The sequence below is a fragment of the Psychroflexus torquis ATCC 700755 genome, assembly GCF_000153485.2.
Classification (GTDB): Bacteria; Bacteroidota; Bacteroidia; order Flavobacteriales; family Flavobacteriaceae; genus Psychroflexus; species Psychroflexus torquis.
In genome coordinates, this window is record NC_018721.1 from 1,782,932 (window position 1) to 1,800,860 (window position 17,929).

At 37.3% G+C, this 17,929-nt stretch carries 18 protein-coding genes; 3 read left to right on the top strand and 15 right to left on the bottom strand.

Annotated features, from left to right (window positions below):
- Positions 1 to 66 precede the first annotated feature (66 nt).
- The 15 genes from tnpA to P700755_RS07695 form a co-directional block, all read right to left on the bottom strand.
- Positions 67 to 528 carry an IS200/IS605 family transposase gene (tnpA, locus tag P700755_RS07625; RefSeq protein ID WP_015024120.1) on the bottom strand — a complete coding sequence of 154 codons (462 nt, stop codon included), beginning with the start codon at positions 526 to 528 and terminating at the stop codon, positions 67 to 69.
- A 295-nt stretch (positions 529 to 823) separates the two neighbouring features.
- Positions 824 to 1,906 (bottom strand): bifunctional 3-deoxy-7-phosphoheptulonate synthase/chorismate mutase type II, encoded by a 1,083-nt coding sequence (locus P700755_RS07630; protein WP_015024121.1) that lies wholly within the window; start codon positions 1,904 to 1,906, stop codon positions 824 to 826.
- Positions 1,896 to 2,765, bottom strand: coding sequence for a prephenate dehydrogenase (locus P700755_RS07635; RefSeq protein ID WP_015024122.1), 870 nt, complete (start codon positions 2,763 to 2,765; stop codon positions 1,896 to 1,898). The genes P700755_RS07630 and P700755_RS07635 overlap by 11 nt, the downstream gene beginning before the upstream one ends.
- On the bottom strand, positions 2,762 to 3,922 hold the full coding sequence (locus P700755_RS07640; protein ID WP_015024123.1) for a pyridoxal phosphate-dependent aminotransferase: 1,161 nt from the start codon (positions 3,920 to 3,922) through the stop codon (positions 2,762 to 2,764). Before P700755_RS07640 ends, P700755_RS07635 begins: the two co-directional genes overlap by 4 nt.
- Entirely contained in the window at positions 3,919 to 4,743 is an 825-nt protein-coding gene (locus tag P700755_RS07645) for a prephenate dehydratase (protein ID WP_041758237.1), read from the bottom strand. Before P700755_RS07645 ends, P700755_RS07640 begins: the two co-directional genes overlap by 4 nt.
- A gap of 198 nt (positions 4,744 to 4,941) precedes the next feature.
- Entirely contained in the window at positions 4,942 to 6,291 is a 1,350-nt protein-coding gene (locus tag P700755_RS07650; RefSeq protein WP_015024125.1) for a M24 family metallopeptidase, read from the bottom strand.
- Between the two features lie 108 nt (positions 6,292 to 6,399).
- Positions 6,400 to 7,632, bottom strand: coding sequence for an ATP-dependent Clp protease ATP-binding subunit ClpX (gene clpX, locus P700755_RS07655; RefSeq protein WP_015024126.1), 1,233 nt, complete (start codon positions 7,630 to 7,632; stop codon positions 6,400 to 6,402).
- 3 nt (positions 7,633 to 7,635) lie between these two features.
- Positions 7,636 to 8,310 (bottom strand): ATP-dependent Clp protease proteolytic subunit, encoded by a 675-nt coding sequence (locus P700755_RS07660; RefSeq protein ID WP_015024127.1) that lies wholly within the window; start codon positions 8,308 to 8,310, stop codon positions 7,636 to 7,638.
- 108 nt (positions 8,311 to 8,418) lie between these two features.
- A complete protein-coding gene (gene tig / locus P700755_RS07665; protein ID WP_015024128.1) occupies positions 8,419 to 9,741 on the bottom strand; it encodes a trigger factor in 1,323 nt (440 codons plus the stop codon).
- Between the two features lie 311 nt (positions 9,742 to 10,052).
- Positions 10,053 to 10,628, bottom strand: coding sequence for a CPBP family intramembrane glutamic endopeptidase (locus P700755_RS07670; RefSeq protein ID WP_015024129.1), 576 nt, complete (start codon positions 10,626 to 10,628; stop codon positions 10,053 to 10,055).
- A 15-nt stretch (positions 10,629 to 10,643) separates the two neighbouring features.
- Complete coding sequence (locus P700755_RS07675) at positions 10,644 to 10,988, bottom strand: phage holin family protein (RefSeq protein ID WP_015024130.1); 345 nt, start codon at positions 10,986 to 10,988, stop codon at positions 10,644 to 10,646.
- A gap of 88 nt (positions 10,989 to 11,076) precedes the next feature.
- Positions 11,077 to 12,627: an SGNH/GDSL hydrolase family protein gene (locus P700755_RS07680; RefSeq protein WP_015024131.1), complete on the bottom strand. Its 1,551-nt coding sequence runs from the start codon at positions 12,625 to 12,627 to the stop codon at positions 11,077 to 11,079.
- Positions 12,628 to 12,636: 9 nt separating this feature from the next.
- Positions 12,637 to 13,893, bottom strand: coding sequence for an OmpP1/FadL family transporter (locus P700755_RS07685; RefSeq protein ID WP_015024132.1), 1,257 nt, complete (start codon positions 13,891 to 13,893; stop codon positions 12,637 to 12,639).
- Positions 13,894 to 13,995: 102 nt separating this feature from the next.
- Positions 13,996 to 14,766: an alpha/beta fold hydrolase gene (locus P700755_RS07690; RefSeq protein ID WP_015024133.1), complete on the bottom strand. Its 771-nt coding sequence runs from the start codon at positions 14,764 to 14,766 to the stop codon at positions 13,996 to 13,998.
- A complete protein-coding gene (locus tag P700755_RS07695; RefSeq protein WP_015024134.1) occupies positions 14,767 to 15,480 on the bottom strand; it encodes a pyridoxine 5'-phosphate synthase in 714 nt (237 codons plus the stop codon).
- A gap of 79 nt (positions 15,481 to 15,559) precedes the next feature.
- Here P700755_RS07695 and P700755_RS07700 point away from each other — a divergent pair, with 79 nt between their 5' ends.
- The 3 genes from P700755_RS07700 to porG all read left to right on the top strand — a co-directional run bounded on the left by P700755_RS07700 (position 15,560) and on the right by porG (position 17,926).
- A complete protein-coding gene (locus P700755_RS07700) occupies positions 15,560 to 16,216 on the top strand; it encodes a CBS domain-containing protein (protein ID WP_015024135.1) in 657 nt (218 codons plus the stop codon).
- Between the two features lie 12 nt (positions 16,217 to 16,228).
- The gene (locus tag P700755_RS07705) at positions 16,229 to 17,116 is read left to right on the top strand and encodes an NAD kinase (protein WP_015024136.1); all 888 of its coding nucleotides are present in this window, start codon (positions 16,229 to 16,231) and stop codon (positions 17,114 to 17,116) included.
- Between the two features lie 99 nt (positions 17,117 to 17,215).
- Positions 17,216 to 17,926, top strand: a complete 711-nt coding sequence (gene porG, locus P700755_RS07710) for a type IX secretion system protein PorG (RefSeq protein WP_015024137.1) — start codon at positions 17,216 to 17,218, stop codon at positions 17,924 to 17,926.
- Positions 17,927 to 17,929: the final 3 nt, after the last annotated feature.

The following is a 17,929-nucleotide window of genomic DNA, read 5'->3' on the forward strand; positions in this document are numbered from 1 at the left end:
CTGACTAAGATGCTAGAGTTAACGCTCGTTACCTTATAATCTAGGGGCGTAGCCCTGATATCTTTCTTAATCATACCATTCAAATAAATATTTTGCATCATATTCGACTTCAAATTTTTTGAGAAGTGACAAATATTCATCTCTGAACGTTTGCTTTTTATGATGTTCAGGCTGATTCAAAATATATTTTACCACCCTGTCGATATGGGATTTGGAATAGGTAAAAGCCCCATAACCATTTTGCCAATAAAATTTACCAGAGATGAATTTTTTCTCATTAAGCCATTTAGAAGAGCCTGATTTTACCTGTTCCATAAGCTTAGATGGAGAAATCGCTGGATGCATCCCTACGAAGATGTGTGTATGGTCAGGATTGCAATAGATCGCATAGGTTTTGCATTTTTGGTTGGTAATTATGCCGCACATCACCTTTTCCAATTCGTCTCTGAAGGATTCTTTGATTAGGTTTTGTCGTCTTTTTACAGAAAAAACAAATTGGACGTATAATTGTGTGTATGTATTTGCCATCGGTACCAAGATTACAGGGCTAATGCCCCTAGGTTACTAAGATTACAGGGCTGACGCCCCTAGGTTAATGAGATATCAGGGCTACGCCCCTTACCAAGATTACAGGGCTAACGCCCCCTACTCATGATGCCACTCATCAGCCCGACGATCGCAGGGCTACGCCCCTAAGTTAACGAGATATTAGGGCTACGCCCCTTCTACATCCTAAATATAAGAATATCATCATTAATCATATCTTTTTAAGAAGAAGCAAAATTAAAAAGATCTCCTTTTCTTTTGGTATCGATCTTCAACACTATTCACTTATAATTTTATGCTGGTGACCGATGGATTCCTCATGAATGGCCTTTAAAAATTTGGTTATAAATTCTTTGCTTAAATTGTTTTCAGCTCCGGCAGCAATCATAGTATCCAGAATAGAATTCCAACGTTTGGTCTGAAGAATTGCTACATTGTTTTTCTTCTTAAGGTCACCTATCTCGTCTGCTATTTTCATTCGCTTTCCCAAGAGGTCTATCAACTGATGATCAACTACATCTATTTTGGTCCTTAGGGTTTGAAGTTTATTTTGGAAAGCTGTAGCTTCTGTAAACTCCTTTCTCATTCTCAAGTCTACCGTCATTTGATCGAGGGCTTTAGGAGTAATTTGTTGCTTAGCGTCACTCCAAGCATTATCTGGATCAAAATGAGTTTCCACCATAATTCCGTCGAAATTAAGATCAAGTCCAGTCTGGCAAATGTCAAAAATAATATCACGTCGCCCTGCAATATGGGAGGGATCCAGAATGATAGGTAAATCTGGGTATTCCGACTGTAAATCGATAGCAATTTGCCATTCGGGATTATTTCTATATTTAGTTTTCTCGTAAGTCGAGAAGCCTCTGTGAATAACTCCCAAGTTTTTGATACCCGCATCGTAAAGACGTTCTACAGCTCCCAACCATAAAGCTAAATCTGGATTGACAGGATTTTTCACTAAAACTGTTTTATCAGTTCCTTTTAAGGCATCTGCAATCTCTTGAACAATAAAAGGACTTACTGTACTTCGAGCTCCAATCCAAAGGACATCAATATCAGCTTTAAGCGACATTTCTACATGAGTTTTATTGGCTACCTCAGTCGCCAATTTAAGACCAGTTTCCGCCTTAGCGGTTTTCAGCCAATCTAAACCAATAGCTCCAACACCTTCAAAATTCCCTGGGCGGGTTCTAGGCTTCCAAATTCCCGCTCGCATGATACTGGTGTCAGTGTCTTTTAATTGCTGAGCTATTTTGACCACTTGCTCTTCTGTTTCTGCACTACAAGGTCCAGCAATAACTAGAGGATGATCTAAATTAAAGTCAGTTAACCATTGTCTTTGTGTTGTGTTAATTTCCATTCTCTTCTTTTTTTATGATTCCGTTTAAAATGGGTTTCAAGTCATTGACCTCCGCCAATTGTTGATGTATACCCTTATAATTTTGAGTTTCTAGTTGCTTCTGAAAAGCTTTTAAATTCTGTATGTATTCTTCCAAGGCGTATTGGACTTCTTCTTGATTTTCTTTAAAAATAGCCGTCCAGGTTACAGGGTTGGATTTGGCTAGTCTAACCGTAGAGGCAAAACCACTCCCTGCCAAATCGAATATATCTCGGTCGTTTTTTTCAATGTCCAACACTGTTTTACCAAGCATAAAGGAGCTGATGTGTGACAAATGAGAGACGTAGGCTAAATGCTTGTCATGGGCTTTGGCCCCCATATATTTTAACGTCATGTGTAGAGGAGCAATTAAACTTTTAGCTATCTGTAAGAGACTAACCTCTGTGTGTTCAGCCTCACATAAAATCATGGTTTTGTGATCAAATAAAGAATCAAAAGCAGCTTCAGGTCCAGAAAATTCAGTCCCTGCGATAGGGTGAGCAGCCAAAAACTGATGCCGCTTCGGGTTTTTGGCGACCGCTTCACATAACTGTCCTTTTGTAGACCCCATATCCATCACCAAAGCTTGAGGATGAATTTTATCTAAAATTTCTTGTAATAATAGAGAGGCATGGTCCACAGGGATACTGAGGATGACAACATCCATTTCAGACCATGCTGACTCTTCCAAAACTTGGTCGATAATATTCAAGGTTAAGGCCTTTTGTAGATGCTCAGAATTTTTATCCATACCAAAAACTTGGACATCTGAAAAATTTCTCTTCATGGATAAGGCAAAAGATCCTCCTATTAAACCTAAACCTATACATCCTATTTTCATACAGTTTCAAGTTTTGAGATTCTCTCTTTACAAATGCTAAGTTCCTCCTCAGAAACACATAATGAAAAGCGGAGATAATTAGACCCATTAGATCCAAATACATCACCGGGGGTTACAAATACATTTCTTTTGTATAGGAGCTCATCTGCCAGTTCTTTTGCAGATTGAGAAGAATTCACTTTGCCCCACACAAAAAGTCCAACTGCAGATTTATCAAAACTCAGGTTTAACGTTTCACACATCTCCCAAAGGATAGCCCTGCGTTTTTTGTAAACAGTATTCTGAGCATCAAACCAGTCGTTTTTTAGCTCCAAAGCTTTGGTCGCTGCCTTTTGAATAGGAAAAAACATCCCACTATCCATATTGCTCTTCACCTTTAATACGGCTGAAATAAATTCAGAATGACCCACTAAAAACCCAACTCTGAATCCTGCTAAATTGTAAGACTTACTGAGCGAGTTTAATTCCAAACAGACCTCTTTGGCTCCTTCCAGTTGAAAAATAGAGAATTTATCATCGGTGAGGACCATGCTGTAGGGATTGTCATTGACCAACAAGATTTTATTAGCTTTTGCAAAATGAATCAGCTCTTGTAGTTTTACTCTATCTGCTGCTTGACCTGTGGGCATATTTGGATAGTTGATCCACATCAACTTCACCTTGGCTAGGTCTAATTTTTGAAGCGCTTCAAGATCTGGATGCCACGCATTTCCTTCTGTTAAATCATACGAGATAAGTTCAGCATTCAAAAGCTTAGTCGCTGCTTGATAAGTGGGATATCCTGGATTAGGGACTAAAACCTGATCTCCTTCGTTTAAAAAAGCCATTGAAATTAAAGAAATTCCTTCTTTAGACCCCATCAGCGGAAGCACCTCGTTTTCTTTATCAATTTGGACCGCATACTGATTTCCATAAAAACCACACATCGCTTGTCTCAATTCATCTAAACCTTTATAGGCTTGATATTGATAGGCCCCATGTTGTGTTGTCGCCTTCACCAATTCGTCAACAACCTCTTGAGGGGGCGCTAAATCTGGACTTCCAATTCCTAAATTGATGATCGGTTTTCCTGCTTTTTTAAGTTGAGCAACTTCTCTCAGCTTTTTGCTGAAATAGTACTCTTCTGTCTTCTGGAGTCGGTTGGATACTGAAATCATGACTTTCCACTTTTATATTGACCTACACAGGTCGGATTGATACTAAGGTTTGATATGGCTTTAAAAGCGTCTTGAAAATGTTCTAGACTTGTAAATGCAACGTCCACAATAAAGGCATACTTCCATACTTCCTCAGGAATGGGGATACTTTGGATCTTCGTTAAGTTTAATCCATGATCTGCCATGACATTAAGGACGTTTGCTAAGCTTCCCGATTCGTGGGCTATTTCAAATTTTAGAGTGGCTTTGTTCACTTCTTTAATTGAGTTCCCTAGTTTTTCGATAACGACAAAACGGGTTTCGTTAGCGCTATAGTTTTGGACATCTTCCACAATCACTTTTAAATTATAAAGTTCTGCAGTCCCTTTTGGCACTAAGGCTCCGACACCAAACAGGCGTTGCTCTGCAAGCTGCTGAGCGGGGAGCGCTGTGTCTACATCTTCAACAAGATGGATATGGCTATGGTTTCCAAAAAAATGGCTACACTGGTGCAATGCCATTTGGTGAGACCTCACTTCTTTTAGGTCTTCTAATTTCTGTCCTGTCAGAGCCACTAAATTGTGACTTATGTTTAGATAATGCTCTGCAGTCACTTGAAGATCATGGTCCAAAATAAGGCGGTAATTGGGAAGGATACTCCCTGCTATAGAATTCTCAATAGCCATCACTCCTTTTTCACATTCATCACTTATGATAGCCTGAACGAGTTTTTGGAATGTCATACATTCTAAAGCCTCGACATCGGTTTCTCCAAAAAGCTCTGTAAGGGCTTTATAGTGATTAGATCCTTTTATTCCTTGTATTGCTATTTTCAATTCTATAAATTAAAAAAGCCTCGTAAAAAACGAGGCTTTGTATATTTGATAATGAATTTATTTCATATCAACCCCGTTTCGCTAGACTAGCAAAATAAAAGTTGAAATAAATATAAAAACGAGTTGTCATTTGTATTGTAATATGGGACTAAATTAAAATTTATTTTGAATAAAATCCTATTAACCTAAATAAAATTCTAAATATTAGTTTTTTAGATACGCCTTTTGTCTAGGAATCGTTAGAAATTCTTTTTGTCTCCCATTCAGATAAATGACTTCTTGCCCATTAAAATAAGCACCTTCTTCCAACATCACCCTAAAAGGCTTTTCCCATTCGTCTAAGTAAACTTCAGCGTTGAGCTCTATCGCATACACCGTATTTGGGTGGAGTTCGTAATCACCAGAACCCGGTACTTTACCTTGATTGTCCCACATCCCGATAGTAGGTCCTGCAGCATGTCCATGATATCCCATGGGATGAGTATAAATAGTGCCGATTATACCTTCAGAACTCATCTTAGATCTAGCTGCTTCTAAGATTTCATTTCCAGTTCTGCCAGTTTTAAAATTGGACGTTAATATATCTTGTAACCGATTTCCAACGGCAAGAGCCTCTTTAAGATAGTGGGGAACTTCCTTTTCATCTGGCTTTAAGACGTATGCGAGTTCTTGCGTATCTGTGTTCAATCTTAAGTAGGTGATACCAAAATCCATATGTAAAATATCACCAGGCCTAATAATCTTTGGATCTGAATTAGTATCAAACGTTCTCAAATGTTCCTTGCTTTCGTTACTGCTTCTTTGAATATCTACCGTAGGATGAAACCAAGTTTCTAGACCAAGCTCTTTAATTTTATCTCTGTACCACCAGACCACATCTGTAGTACTGGTTACCCCTGGAGTAATCACCTGCTCCGATAAACCCTCTTGGATAATATGATGAGCTATAGTTTGGATGTGTTTATACGTTGCCATTTCTGAAGGTGTTCTTGTTTCCAACCAACCTACGGCAAGGGCTTCTGCAGAAGTTACTTTCTTTTGGTAGGATTTGGGCAAGTACTCCATCAGCATTTTGTATTCGGTATGGTTTAAGCCATCGGCATGTCCAAAATCTTCAGAAGTATTAATACCGATCTGCTTTGGATCGCGTTCTTTAATAAGCTCTATCAATCGCTTCCATTGGTTTGGTTCGACCTCAGGATCCCATGCTTTTTTAAAATATGAGCCCACATTATACCTAGCTACTGCCAAAGTTTCCACCTCATCTTCTCCTTCAGGCTTATACATCATTAGTATAGTCCTCCTCCGAGCCGCCAACCATGTGCTTGGCAGAAAAGTTTTAATAACTGGATCTTCATTGTATTCTCTAGAAATCACCAACCACATGTCTATCCCAGAACGGTCCATTAGTTTTGGCAAGACTGTTTCTATACGTTCTCCAAGCCATTGATCAATAACTTTAGATTGTTCCTTTTGAGATAATACAGCTATGCCTTGAGCATTGGTGGTACAGCAAATGCATGCTATAAAAAATAGGCTGAAAACTAATTTCATATGTCTGTTTTTTAATTTAAAATTAAAAATAGACATAAATTAAATAAAAAACCTCATCAATTAAATTTGATGAGGTCTGTAACTATTTCTTATAAAAGTTAGGTGATATTAACTCACTGCTTTCAATTTTCTTAAACTAGTTCTTTCAAGAGATTTTTCAGCATAGGATTTCGTTACCTTAAATTCAGTTTCATCACTTTCTGGCAGATAGAACATCGCATCGGTCAGGATAGCTTCACAAAGTGAACGTAAACCTCTTGCTCCAAGCTTGTACTCTAGTGCCTTTTGAACGATAAAATCTAAAGCCCCATCGGTAATTTGAAAATCGATATTATCCATTTCAAACAACTTTTTGTATTGTTTTATAATGGCATTTTTAGGTTCTGTCAAAATACGTCTTAGCGTCTCCTTATCCAAAGGATCCATATAGGTAAGAACAGGAAGACGACCAATAATCTCTGGGATGAGACCATAATCCTTCAAGTCCTTAGGGATAATATATTGAAGAATATTTTCTTTATCTACACTTTCACCCAATTTTGAAGCTCCATAGCCAACGGCTTGCATGTTTAAACGCTTTGAGATATTTTTCTCAATACCATCAAACGCACCTCCAGCAATAAACAATATGTTTTCTGTGTTGACTTCTATAAATTTTTGATCTGGATGCTTACGGCCTCCCTTTGGTGGTACATTAACGGTAGTGCCTTCTAAAAGTTTTAGCAAAGCTTGTTGAACACCTTCCCCACTTACATCTCTTGTAATGGAAGGATTATCACTTTTACGTGCGATTTTATCAATTTCATCGATAAATACAATCCCATGCTCAGCTTTTTCAGTATTGTAATCTGCTGCTGCAAGAAGCTTAGTCAAAATGGTTTCCACATCTTCACCAACATATCCAGCTTCGGTTAATACAGTAGCATCTACAATAGCTAGAGGAACATTAAGCATTTTAGCTATGGTTTTGGCAACAAGTGTTTTACCTGTCCCCGTTTGCCCTGCCATAATAATATTACTCTTTTGGATTTCAATGTCATCCTTAGATTTTGGCTGTAGTAATCTTTTGTAGTGATTATAAACGGCCACAGACATCACTTTTTTAGTTTGGTCTTGACCAATGACATATTGATCTAAGAAATCTTTGATAGCCTTTGGCTTTCTTAACTTCAATTCTGAAGAAAGCTCTTCTGTACTATCCTGTTTGGATTCCTCAACAACGATTCCGTGAGCTTGCTCGATACATCGGTCACAAATATGGGCGTCCAATCCTGCAATAAGTAGGTTGGTTTCAACTTTTTTGCGTCCACAAAATGAACATTCTAACTCTTCTTTAGCCATAATTTAGTCTCTAGTCAATATTTCATCAATCATTCCATACTCTTTCGCAGCATCTGATTTCATCCAGAAATCTCTATCTCCGTCTTGGTAGACCTCATCATAAGATTTTCCAGAATGTTTTGAAATGATCGTATATAATTCTTCTTTCAGCATTATGATTTGATTCGCTGTGATTTCAATATCATCTGCTTGTCCTTGTGCTCCACCCATAGGCTGATGGATCATCACTCTTGAATGAGGAAGACCACTTCGTTTTCCAGCAGTTCCTGCACAAAGCAGAACGGCTCCCATAGAAGCTGCTATTCCTGTATTAATAGTAGCCACATCCGGCTTTATAAATTGCATAGTATCATAAATTCCCAAACCAGCATAAACACTACCTCCGGGAGAGTTAATGTAAATCTGAATATCTTTTGAAGAATCTGTGCTTTCTAGAAACAAAAGTTGGGCTTGGATAATATTCGCAACTTGATCGTTGATAGGTAATCCTAGAAAAATAATTCTATCCATCATCAATCTAGAAAAAACGTCCATAGCCACAGCATTCATCTGGCGCTCCTCAATAATATTGGGAGTCATCGCAGAAGGAGTCATGCTTGTAATAATTTTATCGTAATAATTGGCATTGACACCATGATCTTTGGTGGCAAATTTTTTGAATTCTTTATCCATTTTCATAATATCCTCTGTGTTTTAAAACAAATATAGCTCGAAGCTAAGATCTTGCATGCTTCTTTTACTAAATGTTAACTTCGAGCTATATCCTTTTGTAAGTATAAAATTGATTTATTTATAAATCGTATCTACAAATTCTTTATAAGTAACGTCCTTTTCTTCAATCTTCATTTTCTCCTTGTAAAGTCCAAGTAATTTTTGGACCATTACTTCCTCTGAAAACTGTTTTACCTGCTCTTGGTTTGACATCAAATTTTGAATAATTCCGTCCATTTGATCTTCTGGAAAATCCATTTGACCAAATTGCATCATTTGCATTTTAATCTTTTCTTTGGCGACTTTCTTAACGTCCTCCATCTCGACCCTGACATTGTTGTCTTTCGCTATTTTGGCTTCGATAAGCTGGTACTTAATACCTTTCTCACTCTTTTCGTATTCGTCTTTAGCCTCTTCGACTGTCAATTTCTTTTCACCTTGTGTTTGCATCCACTTTTGAAGAAACTCTGAAGGTAAACTCATATTTGACTTTTCAATCAGGTGCTCTGTGACATCATTAAAAAATTGCTGATCGCCTTGTTGCTGAAAAGTTTGCTTGGATTGTTCTGCTATTTTTTCTTTAGCTTCTTTTTCTGAAGAGACTTCTCCTTCACCAAAAGCTTTATCAAACAGTTCTTGATTAAGTTCTGCTAGAATTTGTTCATTGATATCTTTGATCGTAAACGTCAAATCAACTTTTAAACCCTCAGCTTTATCTTTTTCTATACCGAGTTGAGTCGCTAAAGTATCCTCATCTTTAAAAAGTTTGCTAGATTTTAAAATAACTTGATCTCCTGCCTTTGCTCCTAAAAGTTCTTTTTGGTTGCTCTCTCCATCGAGATCTTCAACGTTGAAGGTGGCCTCATTTTCGATACCTTCTTCTTCATTGTGAAACGTTCCAACCACTGTAAAGTTTTCCTTCACTTCGTTATGGGGCTCGAGTTTCCCGTATTGACGCTGAATGGTTTTGAGTTGATTATCAATCATCTCCTCATCTGCAGAAATGTTGTAATACTTAACTGGACCTTCACCTTCCAAAGTGATATCAAATTTTGGGGCTAATCCTAATTCAAATTCAAAGTTATAATCGTCGGACTCCCAGTTTAATTCGTCTTGTGGTTTAGGGAGTGGATTTCCCAAAATTTCGAGCTTCTCTTTTGTGATATATGAGTTTAATGACTCTTGTAACAATTTATTGACTTCATCTACTAAAACAGATTTTCCATACTGTTTTTTTATCATACCCGTTGGGACCATTCCTTTTCTGAAACCAGGAATACTTGCTGTCTTACGATGGTCTTTAAGTACTTTTTCTACCTTTGGACTGTAATCGTTTTTTTCAATATTGATTTTGATGACAGAATTTAGTTGGTCTTTATCTTCTCTTGTTATCTTCATTTTAAAGAATTTTTTTGAAAGTGCAAAATTACAATTTATTTCACTGCTTACCAAGTTTTTATGCTGAAGGCTAGAGTGTAAGGCTTTTATACCAAATTAAATTTATAATGTCATATAAATTTAATTATACGACGACGTAGTTCAGCACAGGTTTTTTGATTGATTGAAGTTGAAAATAATTAGCATTGCCTTTGTTACGCTAATTATTTTGATAAAAAACAGGCGAAAAAAGCCTGTGTCGAATTCGTATCGGTAAAACGATTCATTACGACATTACAGGTTTTATTTGGCATTACACTAAGCCTTAAATCTTATTCCATTTCAGAAGACATCGATCTCGCTTCTTTTCTGAGTTTAATAAACATGATGACATCAAAAATAAAATGCGCAGCCATTGCCGAAAAAATATCAATGTAAAGCGTGAGATAGCCAAAGCCAGCAGAAATTAAAATCAAAAATACTCCATAGATAGATTTTTTCCAATCCTTTGTAGATATATAGCCGTGAAGAACAACAAAGAGTATAGCAGCCCACCATAACCCCATTAGAGGCTGAAGCGCTCCGCGGAATAAAATTTCTTCTCCTATACCCGCACATAGAGAATAGAATACTATATCAATCCACTGAAGATCTAAGCCTTTAAAAAGCCTAGCATAAAAAGCACTTGTTTCTTTTAACACAGGAAGTTTTAAAAGCAAAGCTCCTATAAGAGCCGCCAATGAACCAAAGCCAAGACCAATTGGAATAGAGGTGACGAGATGATCATAATTGAACATCTCGAAATAATCAACTTTATCTGAAAATGATAAAATAAAAAAAGCTATTCCGCTAAAGCCAAAAAGAGTAAATATGGACATGATAAGCATGGCCTTTTTGGTTACTACCATTTATTAAAGTTTAGATTATCTTTTACGCTGTGCAAGGGCGAACACTATAGATTGAAAGAAAGAGAGTAAAATACTAAATAAAACTGCCCACCAAAATCCATCCACACGGAAGGCCTCTATAAGCCAGTCTGCCATTAGAATGATAAATGCATTGATTGCCAGCAAGAACAAACCAAAGGTGACGACGGTGACTGGAAGGGTAAGAATCAATAAAATTGGCTTTATAAAGATGTTAAGTAGAGCAAGAATTGCAGCAACAACGATAGCCGTAAAAAAGTCGGCGACATACACCCCACCCAGAATATTGGATAGTATAAGGACGATAAGTCCTGTGAGAACAATTTGAAGTAAGGTTTTCATAGGTCTGTTTTAAATCTTAAATTTCCTAATATAAAAAAAACTGCCTCAACAATTAAGTTGAAGCAGTTTTTTTACAATTTAGAAACAGTTAATTCACATTGTCACTCAAAGATATTGTTCCAAATTCTCCAACATTTACTTTTGGCAAGTTAGACCCATACGTTTGATTAATAGCTTCTAGAGTTTCATTAGCTATAAGAGCATAACCCCGTGGAGTTAAATGCACACCATCCAAAGAAAATCCTCCACCAGTAACAAAGTCTGAAGTAATAATTCCACCAGGAAAGCTTATGCCTTGTCCTACTCTATTTAATAAAGCGTCAGCGTCTACAAAAGCCAATCCATTAGCTTCTGCTAAAGACTGTATTGTAGAATTGTAAGAAAGTCTAGCATTAGAAATGGCGCTAAGTTCACTAGAGTCTAAAGCATCTTTATCGTCGATACCATTCACCGCCCCCAAAACCAATTGCGCTTGTTCTTGAGTGGGCGTTCCTCCTTGCTGAAGAATTCCTAAAACTTGCAAAACTGCTGGTGAAAGAGCTACAGAACCATAACCTTGTGCCAAAGCAGCTCGATTGATGGTTAAAAGTATAAGCTCACCCTCCTGCATTTGTCTAAATCCTAATGGATTAGTTTGAGTTACAGGAACATCAATTACAAAACGATTTGGACCTTCATTAAATGCAATAGCATATTGAGCCGCTAGAGCTTGTGCTTGTGCTGGTGGCACTCCTTGCTGAATCAAGCCTTGAGTAAAAATTCCAGCAACTGCTTGGAAGAAGCCGGTCAAACTACCCGCTGAAGCTGCATCCAGAACCAAAGCGTTGTTTGGAACCGTTGTAAAAAATGGGATGTCGGTAACATTCGGAATATTATAAACAACTCCTCCAGAAGCATTTGCATTCAATTCATTTATCAACTGATTATAAACACCTCCAAATACGTTAGGGTCTGTAATATCCGTACTTCCATAAGTTGAAGGATCTAAATTTCCAGCTTGGTCAACACCTGTCCCTCCACTAGTAGCATAACCTAAGATATCATTATTTCCAATCCAAAGCGAAAAGAAACTAGGGTTTTGAGCTACAGCATCTGCAAGGACCGTCGTCGTTTCTGAAGTAGAAAATCTTACGAAATAAGGGTTAGACTGAGAGGGTAATCCTGCAGCAGCTCCATAACCAGGCGCCGCTAGATGGAAACTTTTTGCACCAGGGACTCCCATATTATTAAAAGGTCCCGATAATTTGTTGGTGATTTCAGTTTGAGGAGTTCCTGCAATTATTGCTGGTGCTGGACTACCTGAAACAGTAGATAACACCAATCGATTATTAGCAATTTGGACTCCATTCAAAAGTAAGCCTCCTAAATTATCAGCCATTAAAGGCTGTGTAAACTCACCACCTCCTAAGAGTTTAAATTGACCAGCAAGAATATTAGGGTAAGAGTTTTGCTGTCCTTTTATGTAAAGTGCATTGTCTGCAAATCCTGCAGTTAACGAATTCCCTAGAGAAACATAGTTAGAGAAATCAGCTTCACCAGCGGTGTAGACTTCGTTTTCTTCGATTGCATCATCAAATTCTGGTTCACAAGACAGAAGTCCTATAGCTAGAAACGGTAAATATTTTATATAGTTTTTCATTGTCTTTAATTATAGTTTATAAGTCACTCCTAAACCTGGTAAGAATGCATTTGATTTGTAGGTTCCACTAAAAGGGACGCTTTGTCCATTTTCAAGGTATGAGTCATAAGAGGCATCTACTTCTTGGAATCTTAAGTACAGAAAAGAAGCATCTATAGCAAGCTTTTCAGAGACCTGAAAAGACAAACCTGCTGTATAACCATTTCCATCATTTCTTGGAGTTTCTGGCGCAAAAAATCCAGCTTGAACTGGAGATTCATCAAAATAATAACCCGCTCTCAACGTCACATTGTCTGTTGCTTTATATTGAGCACCAAATCTATAGATAGAAGCATTTTTGTAGTTCCTTGGATTAATAGACGTTGGAACATTTGGATTTCCAAATTCAATGTCTAGAGAGTTATAAACATCCCAGAAGGCTCTCTGATAATCAAAGGCAAATAACCATTTTTCATTAGGCTCGTAAGCAAACCCAATGGTTAACTCAGCTGGAAGTGGCAAAGTGGCATTAAAGGTAGTTGTGCCGTTTTGAGGAGTTAATGCCGAGTTTGGGAAATTACTAAAGACTGCCTCACCTCCCTCAGCATTCAAGAGTATTTCGGATCTGTAATTAAATCCAATTCTCAATTCTTTAACAGGAGTAAACATAAAACTTCCACTCCATCCTGTATTGCTTACTCCAGTGTCGTCTACGGTAATATTAGATCTGTTTCCTTGCTCATCGGTAAGAGTACGGCTGGCATTTCTATTGAAATTGACATTACCTGTCACAAAAATAGGCCCACCTCCTATACTAAAATGCTCGGATAGCTTTATTGAAACTAAGGGCTGTATAAAGATAGCTGCTAAATTAATATCATTGACCAAGTGAGAACCTGCCCAATCTGGCTCCCACTCTACAGAGCTTCCATAGGGAGTCGTTACCGATAAACCTAAACTTATCCATTCATTGACTTTATAAGCCGCATGAAGGTAAAACGGTGTTCCTGCACCCTGCTGGGTTTCTGCAAATTGCCCAGTAGACCTATTTTGCCATTTCACATTAGAGAAGACACCTGTTACCCCGGCAGAAACCGTGAATTTGTCTTCCAAATAAACCATTCCTGATGGATTGAAAAATGCAATTTCCGCACTATTTACAACACCTACACCAGCATGACCCATCGCTAAAGCGCGCTGCCCTTGGGCTGCTACTCGATAGCCTCCTGCATAGACTGAAGCTGATGCAAAAATTAAAAGCATTCCTGAAATTAAAAAGTTCTTCATATCAATTTTGTTTAATTGTGAATTTCTAAAATTACAAATCAAATTTATCATTTATTAATAATTTCACACCATAAATTTAAAATATTATGCATGCATTGTAAATTAGTTTGTTTTCAAAAATTCTAAACTGGCTTGAAGGAAGTCCTCCCTTTTTTCTGCATGCACCCAATGACCTGAATTTTTAATGACTTTCATCTCAAAATTTTCAAAATGAGAAGCTGTATCTTTTTCATCTTCTTCTTGGATATAGTCTGAATTCCCTCCTTTTAAAAACAAGGTCTCTCCTGCATATTTTGAATTTTGCGGTAAACCTTTCCCCACTTCTTCTATATTGTCTTTTAGAGCTTGTAGGTTTATTCTAAGGTTGAGTTCGTCTTGCGTCTTCCAATACAGATTTTTTAAAAGAAATTGTCTTACTGCTTTTAAAGAAATATACTTAGCCAGAAGCTCATCCGCATCACTTCTAGAGGTTAGTTTAGCTTTAGAAACTTGGGTTAAACCCTCCAAAATTTGCTGGTGATGTTGTGGATAATATTTTGGGGCAATATCTACAATGATCAGTTTATTAAGACTCTCTGGATGTAAGGTAGCAAAGCGCATAGCAACTTTCCCTCCCATAGAATGACCAATAATAGAGACCTTTTCTAAATATTTATCCTCAAGATATTCCTTAAGGTCTTCGGCCATGAGTTCATAACTAAAAGCTGTGTCATGAGGACTTCTTCCATGATTTCTTTGATCGACAAGATGCACCTCAAACCCTTCTTTGTCGTAGGCATTGGCTAATGTTTTCCAATTATCGCCCATCCCCAAAAACCCGTGTAAAATAATAAGAGGCTTACCCTTTCCTTTTATTTTTGAATGTAACTTCATTTAGCTTAGTTTTTTTAGATAAGATTTAACCACAACTTCCAATCCATCATATAGGGCTTCTGAAATTAAAGCATGACCGATAGAAACTTCGTCTAGGAAAGGAATCGTCTGAGCAAAGTATTCAATATTCTCAAGTGAAAGATCGTGCCCAGCATTGATCCCTAAGCCTAGACTTTTCGCTTCTTCAGCACATTTTAAATAAGGTGCAATCGCTTTTTCCTTATCTTTAATGTATCCTTGAGCATAAGCCTCAGTGAAGAGTTCTACTCTATCGGCCCCTACTTCGGCGGCCCCTTGAATCATTTGCAAAGAAGGATCGACGAAAACTGAAGTTCTTATGCCATGAGCTTTAAATTCTGAAATTACCTCCTTCAAGAAATCCTTATGCTTTATAGTGTCCCATCCAGCGTTGGAAGTTAAAACATCTTCCCCATCTGGGACCAAAGTCACCTGAGCGGGTTTAGCGTCTAGAACTAAAGCTATAAACTTCTGGTTAGGATTCCCTTCAATATTGAATTCGGTTTTAATCACTTTGGTTAGTTCATTAACATCGGCATATCGTATATGACGCTCATCTGGCCTTGGGTGAACCGTAATCCCTTGAGCTCCAAAAGACTCTAAATTTTTTGCAGATTCAACCACATTAGGGGTATCTCCTCCTCTAGCATTTCTAAGAGTCGCAATTTTATTGATATTAACACTTAATCGTATCATTGTTAGTTTTTAAACAAAAATACAATCAAATACGAGACTTTGCTTTGATTTTACGTATTTTGCATGAAAAGATCATCTTATGATTTGGCAAAATTTAATTGACAAAACCCTACAGCCTCTAGATATATCGAATTCAATTTCAGAAGTGAAGTCGGTTTTCAAGACCTCAACATTCAATCATCTTCCCGTCTTTAAGAAAGGCGTTTTTAAAGGAAGTATTAATATAGATGACTTGATCGATTTAGATAAAGACGCACCACTTTCGGAATTTAAATACCTGATAGAAGTTTTTTATGCGGAAGCACATAAAACCAACTTAGACCTTATCCATGAGTTTGCTAATCATCAGACCAACATGTTGCCCATTTTAGACCAAGATAAAAACTACATTGGCGTAATGAAGCTTGAGGATGTTTTGGATTTATTTGGGGAAAGTCCTTTTGTAGCTAACGAAGGGGAAGTCATGATCTTAAGAAAAGAGAGAACCAAATTCTCTTTTAGTGAAGTCGCTCAACTTATTGAAACTCTTAATGCGAAGTTATCTGGCATGTATGTGAGTTATCTCTCCAAAGATGTCGTTGAAATTACTGTAAAAGTAGAACACCAGAGTATCAATGAAATCCTACAAACCTTTAGACGTTACGATTATCAAATTGCTAGCGAACATCCCGAGGACCTCTTTACGGAGGACCTTAAAGAACATTCAGACTATCTCAATAAATATTTAGACATATAGCTTAAGTAAATCATGGTGAAACACGTCGCTATTTTTGGCCAATCTTTTAATCTGGAAACTGAAAAGTACCTCCTTCAACTACTTGATGTCCTCAATGAACATCATATAAGTATAGTCATCGAGCAAGACTACTTTAGACTACTGAAGAAAGAGAAACCTATCCCCGAAATCAATAGCTTAAAAACATTTGCATCTCTTGATAAAACCATAGATTTATTTTTTACCATAGGTGGAGATGGTACTATTCTGTCGGCGGTAAAGTTTGTAAAAGATCTCAAAATTCCTATTATAGGTATCAACACTGGCAGGCTAGGATTTTTGGCTACTGTTCATAAAAACGAAATTAAAAAAAGCATAGAGGAAATTCTAGACGAAAAATACACAGTTTCGGAGCGGTCTGTCCTGGAAGTCTGCTGCGAATCTCAAGAGGGCGCTTTGCATTCTTTTCCTTTTGCCCTTAACGATATTGCCGTGAGCCGAAAGGAAACAACTTCTATGATCACCATTGAGACTTGGTTGAATGATGAATTCCTCAATGCATACTGGTCTGATGGTATTATTATTTCAACGCCAACGGGCTCCACGGGGTACTCTTTAAGTTGTGGAGGGCCCATTATTACACCTCAAACCAAAAGTTTCGTCATCACTCCCATCGCACCACATAATTTAAATGCCAGACCTCTAGTTATCCCCGATGATTTAGAAATAAAGTTGAAAATTTCAGGCAGAGAAGATCAATATCTGATTTCTTTGGACTCTAGGTTAGCCAGTTTGGACAAAGACACCATTGTGCGGATCAAAAAAGCTGACTTCAAGATTAAACTTGTTTGGCTATTTAGCGATAGCTTTATTACAACCCTCAGAAAAAAACTACTTTGGGGACAAGATAAACGCAACTAAAACAATAAATCGAGTCAAATTGTGTTTTTAAATCACAAATGATTTAAAATAAAAACCAGTGATATCAATATTTATATATTTGCAAACTTTTGAAACTCTATGAGATATATTCTTATTGGCCTCTCCATTTGTCTTGGAATTCAGTTCGCGTCGGCTCAGACTTATGAAGCAGGTCTTATGTTAGGTGGAGTGAATTTTGTTGGTGATGTTGGCTCCTCTTCCTTCATGAAAACAGAAGATTATCTGAGTCAAGATAAAGTCTCTTATGGTGTCATCTTAAAATGGAACAGAAGTCCTAGACACGCTTTCAGGTTTTCTATTTTAAGAGCAAACACCTTTGGAAACGATTTAAGGTCTGATGAACCCAGAAGATTTAATCGAAGATATTCTTTTGAGAGCAGCATTACAGAACTGTCGGTTGGTTTAGAATTAAACTTTTTTGAATGGGATCTTCATGCGCTTAAAAGACCTCTTATCACCCCCTATCTTTATACAGGTCCAACTTATTTTTTTACCAATGATTTTTTTGTAGAAAATGGTGAACTTGTTGAGGGAAACTCTATCTCAAATTTTGCCATTCCCTTAGTTATAGGAATAAAGGGGGCCTTGAGCAAGCATTGGATACTAGCTTTAGAATTTGGTGCCAGATATACTTTTACAGATAATTTGGACGGAAGTGCTCAAGATGAAATAAACAGTCAAACAATTTATCCTACCTTTGGAAATTCAAATATGAATGATTGGTACATGTTTTCGGGACTTACACTCACTTACACATTTGGGCGTAAACCTTGTTATTGCAATTTTTAGTGA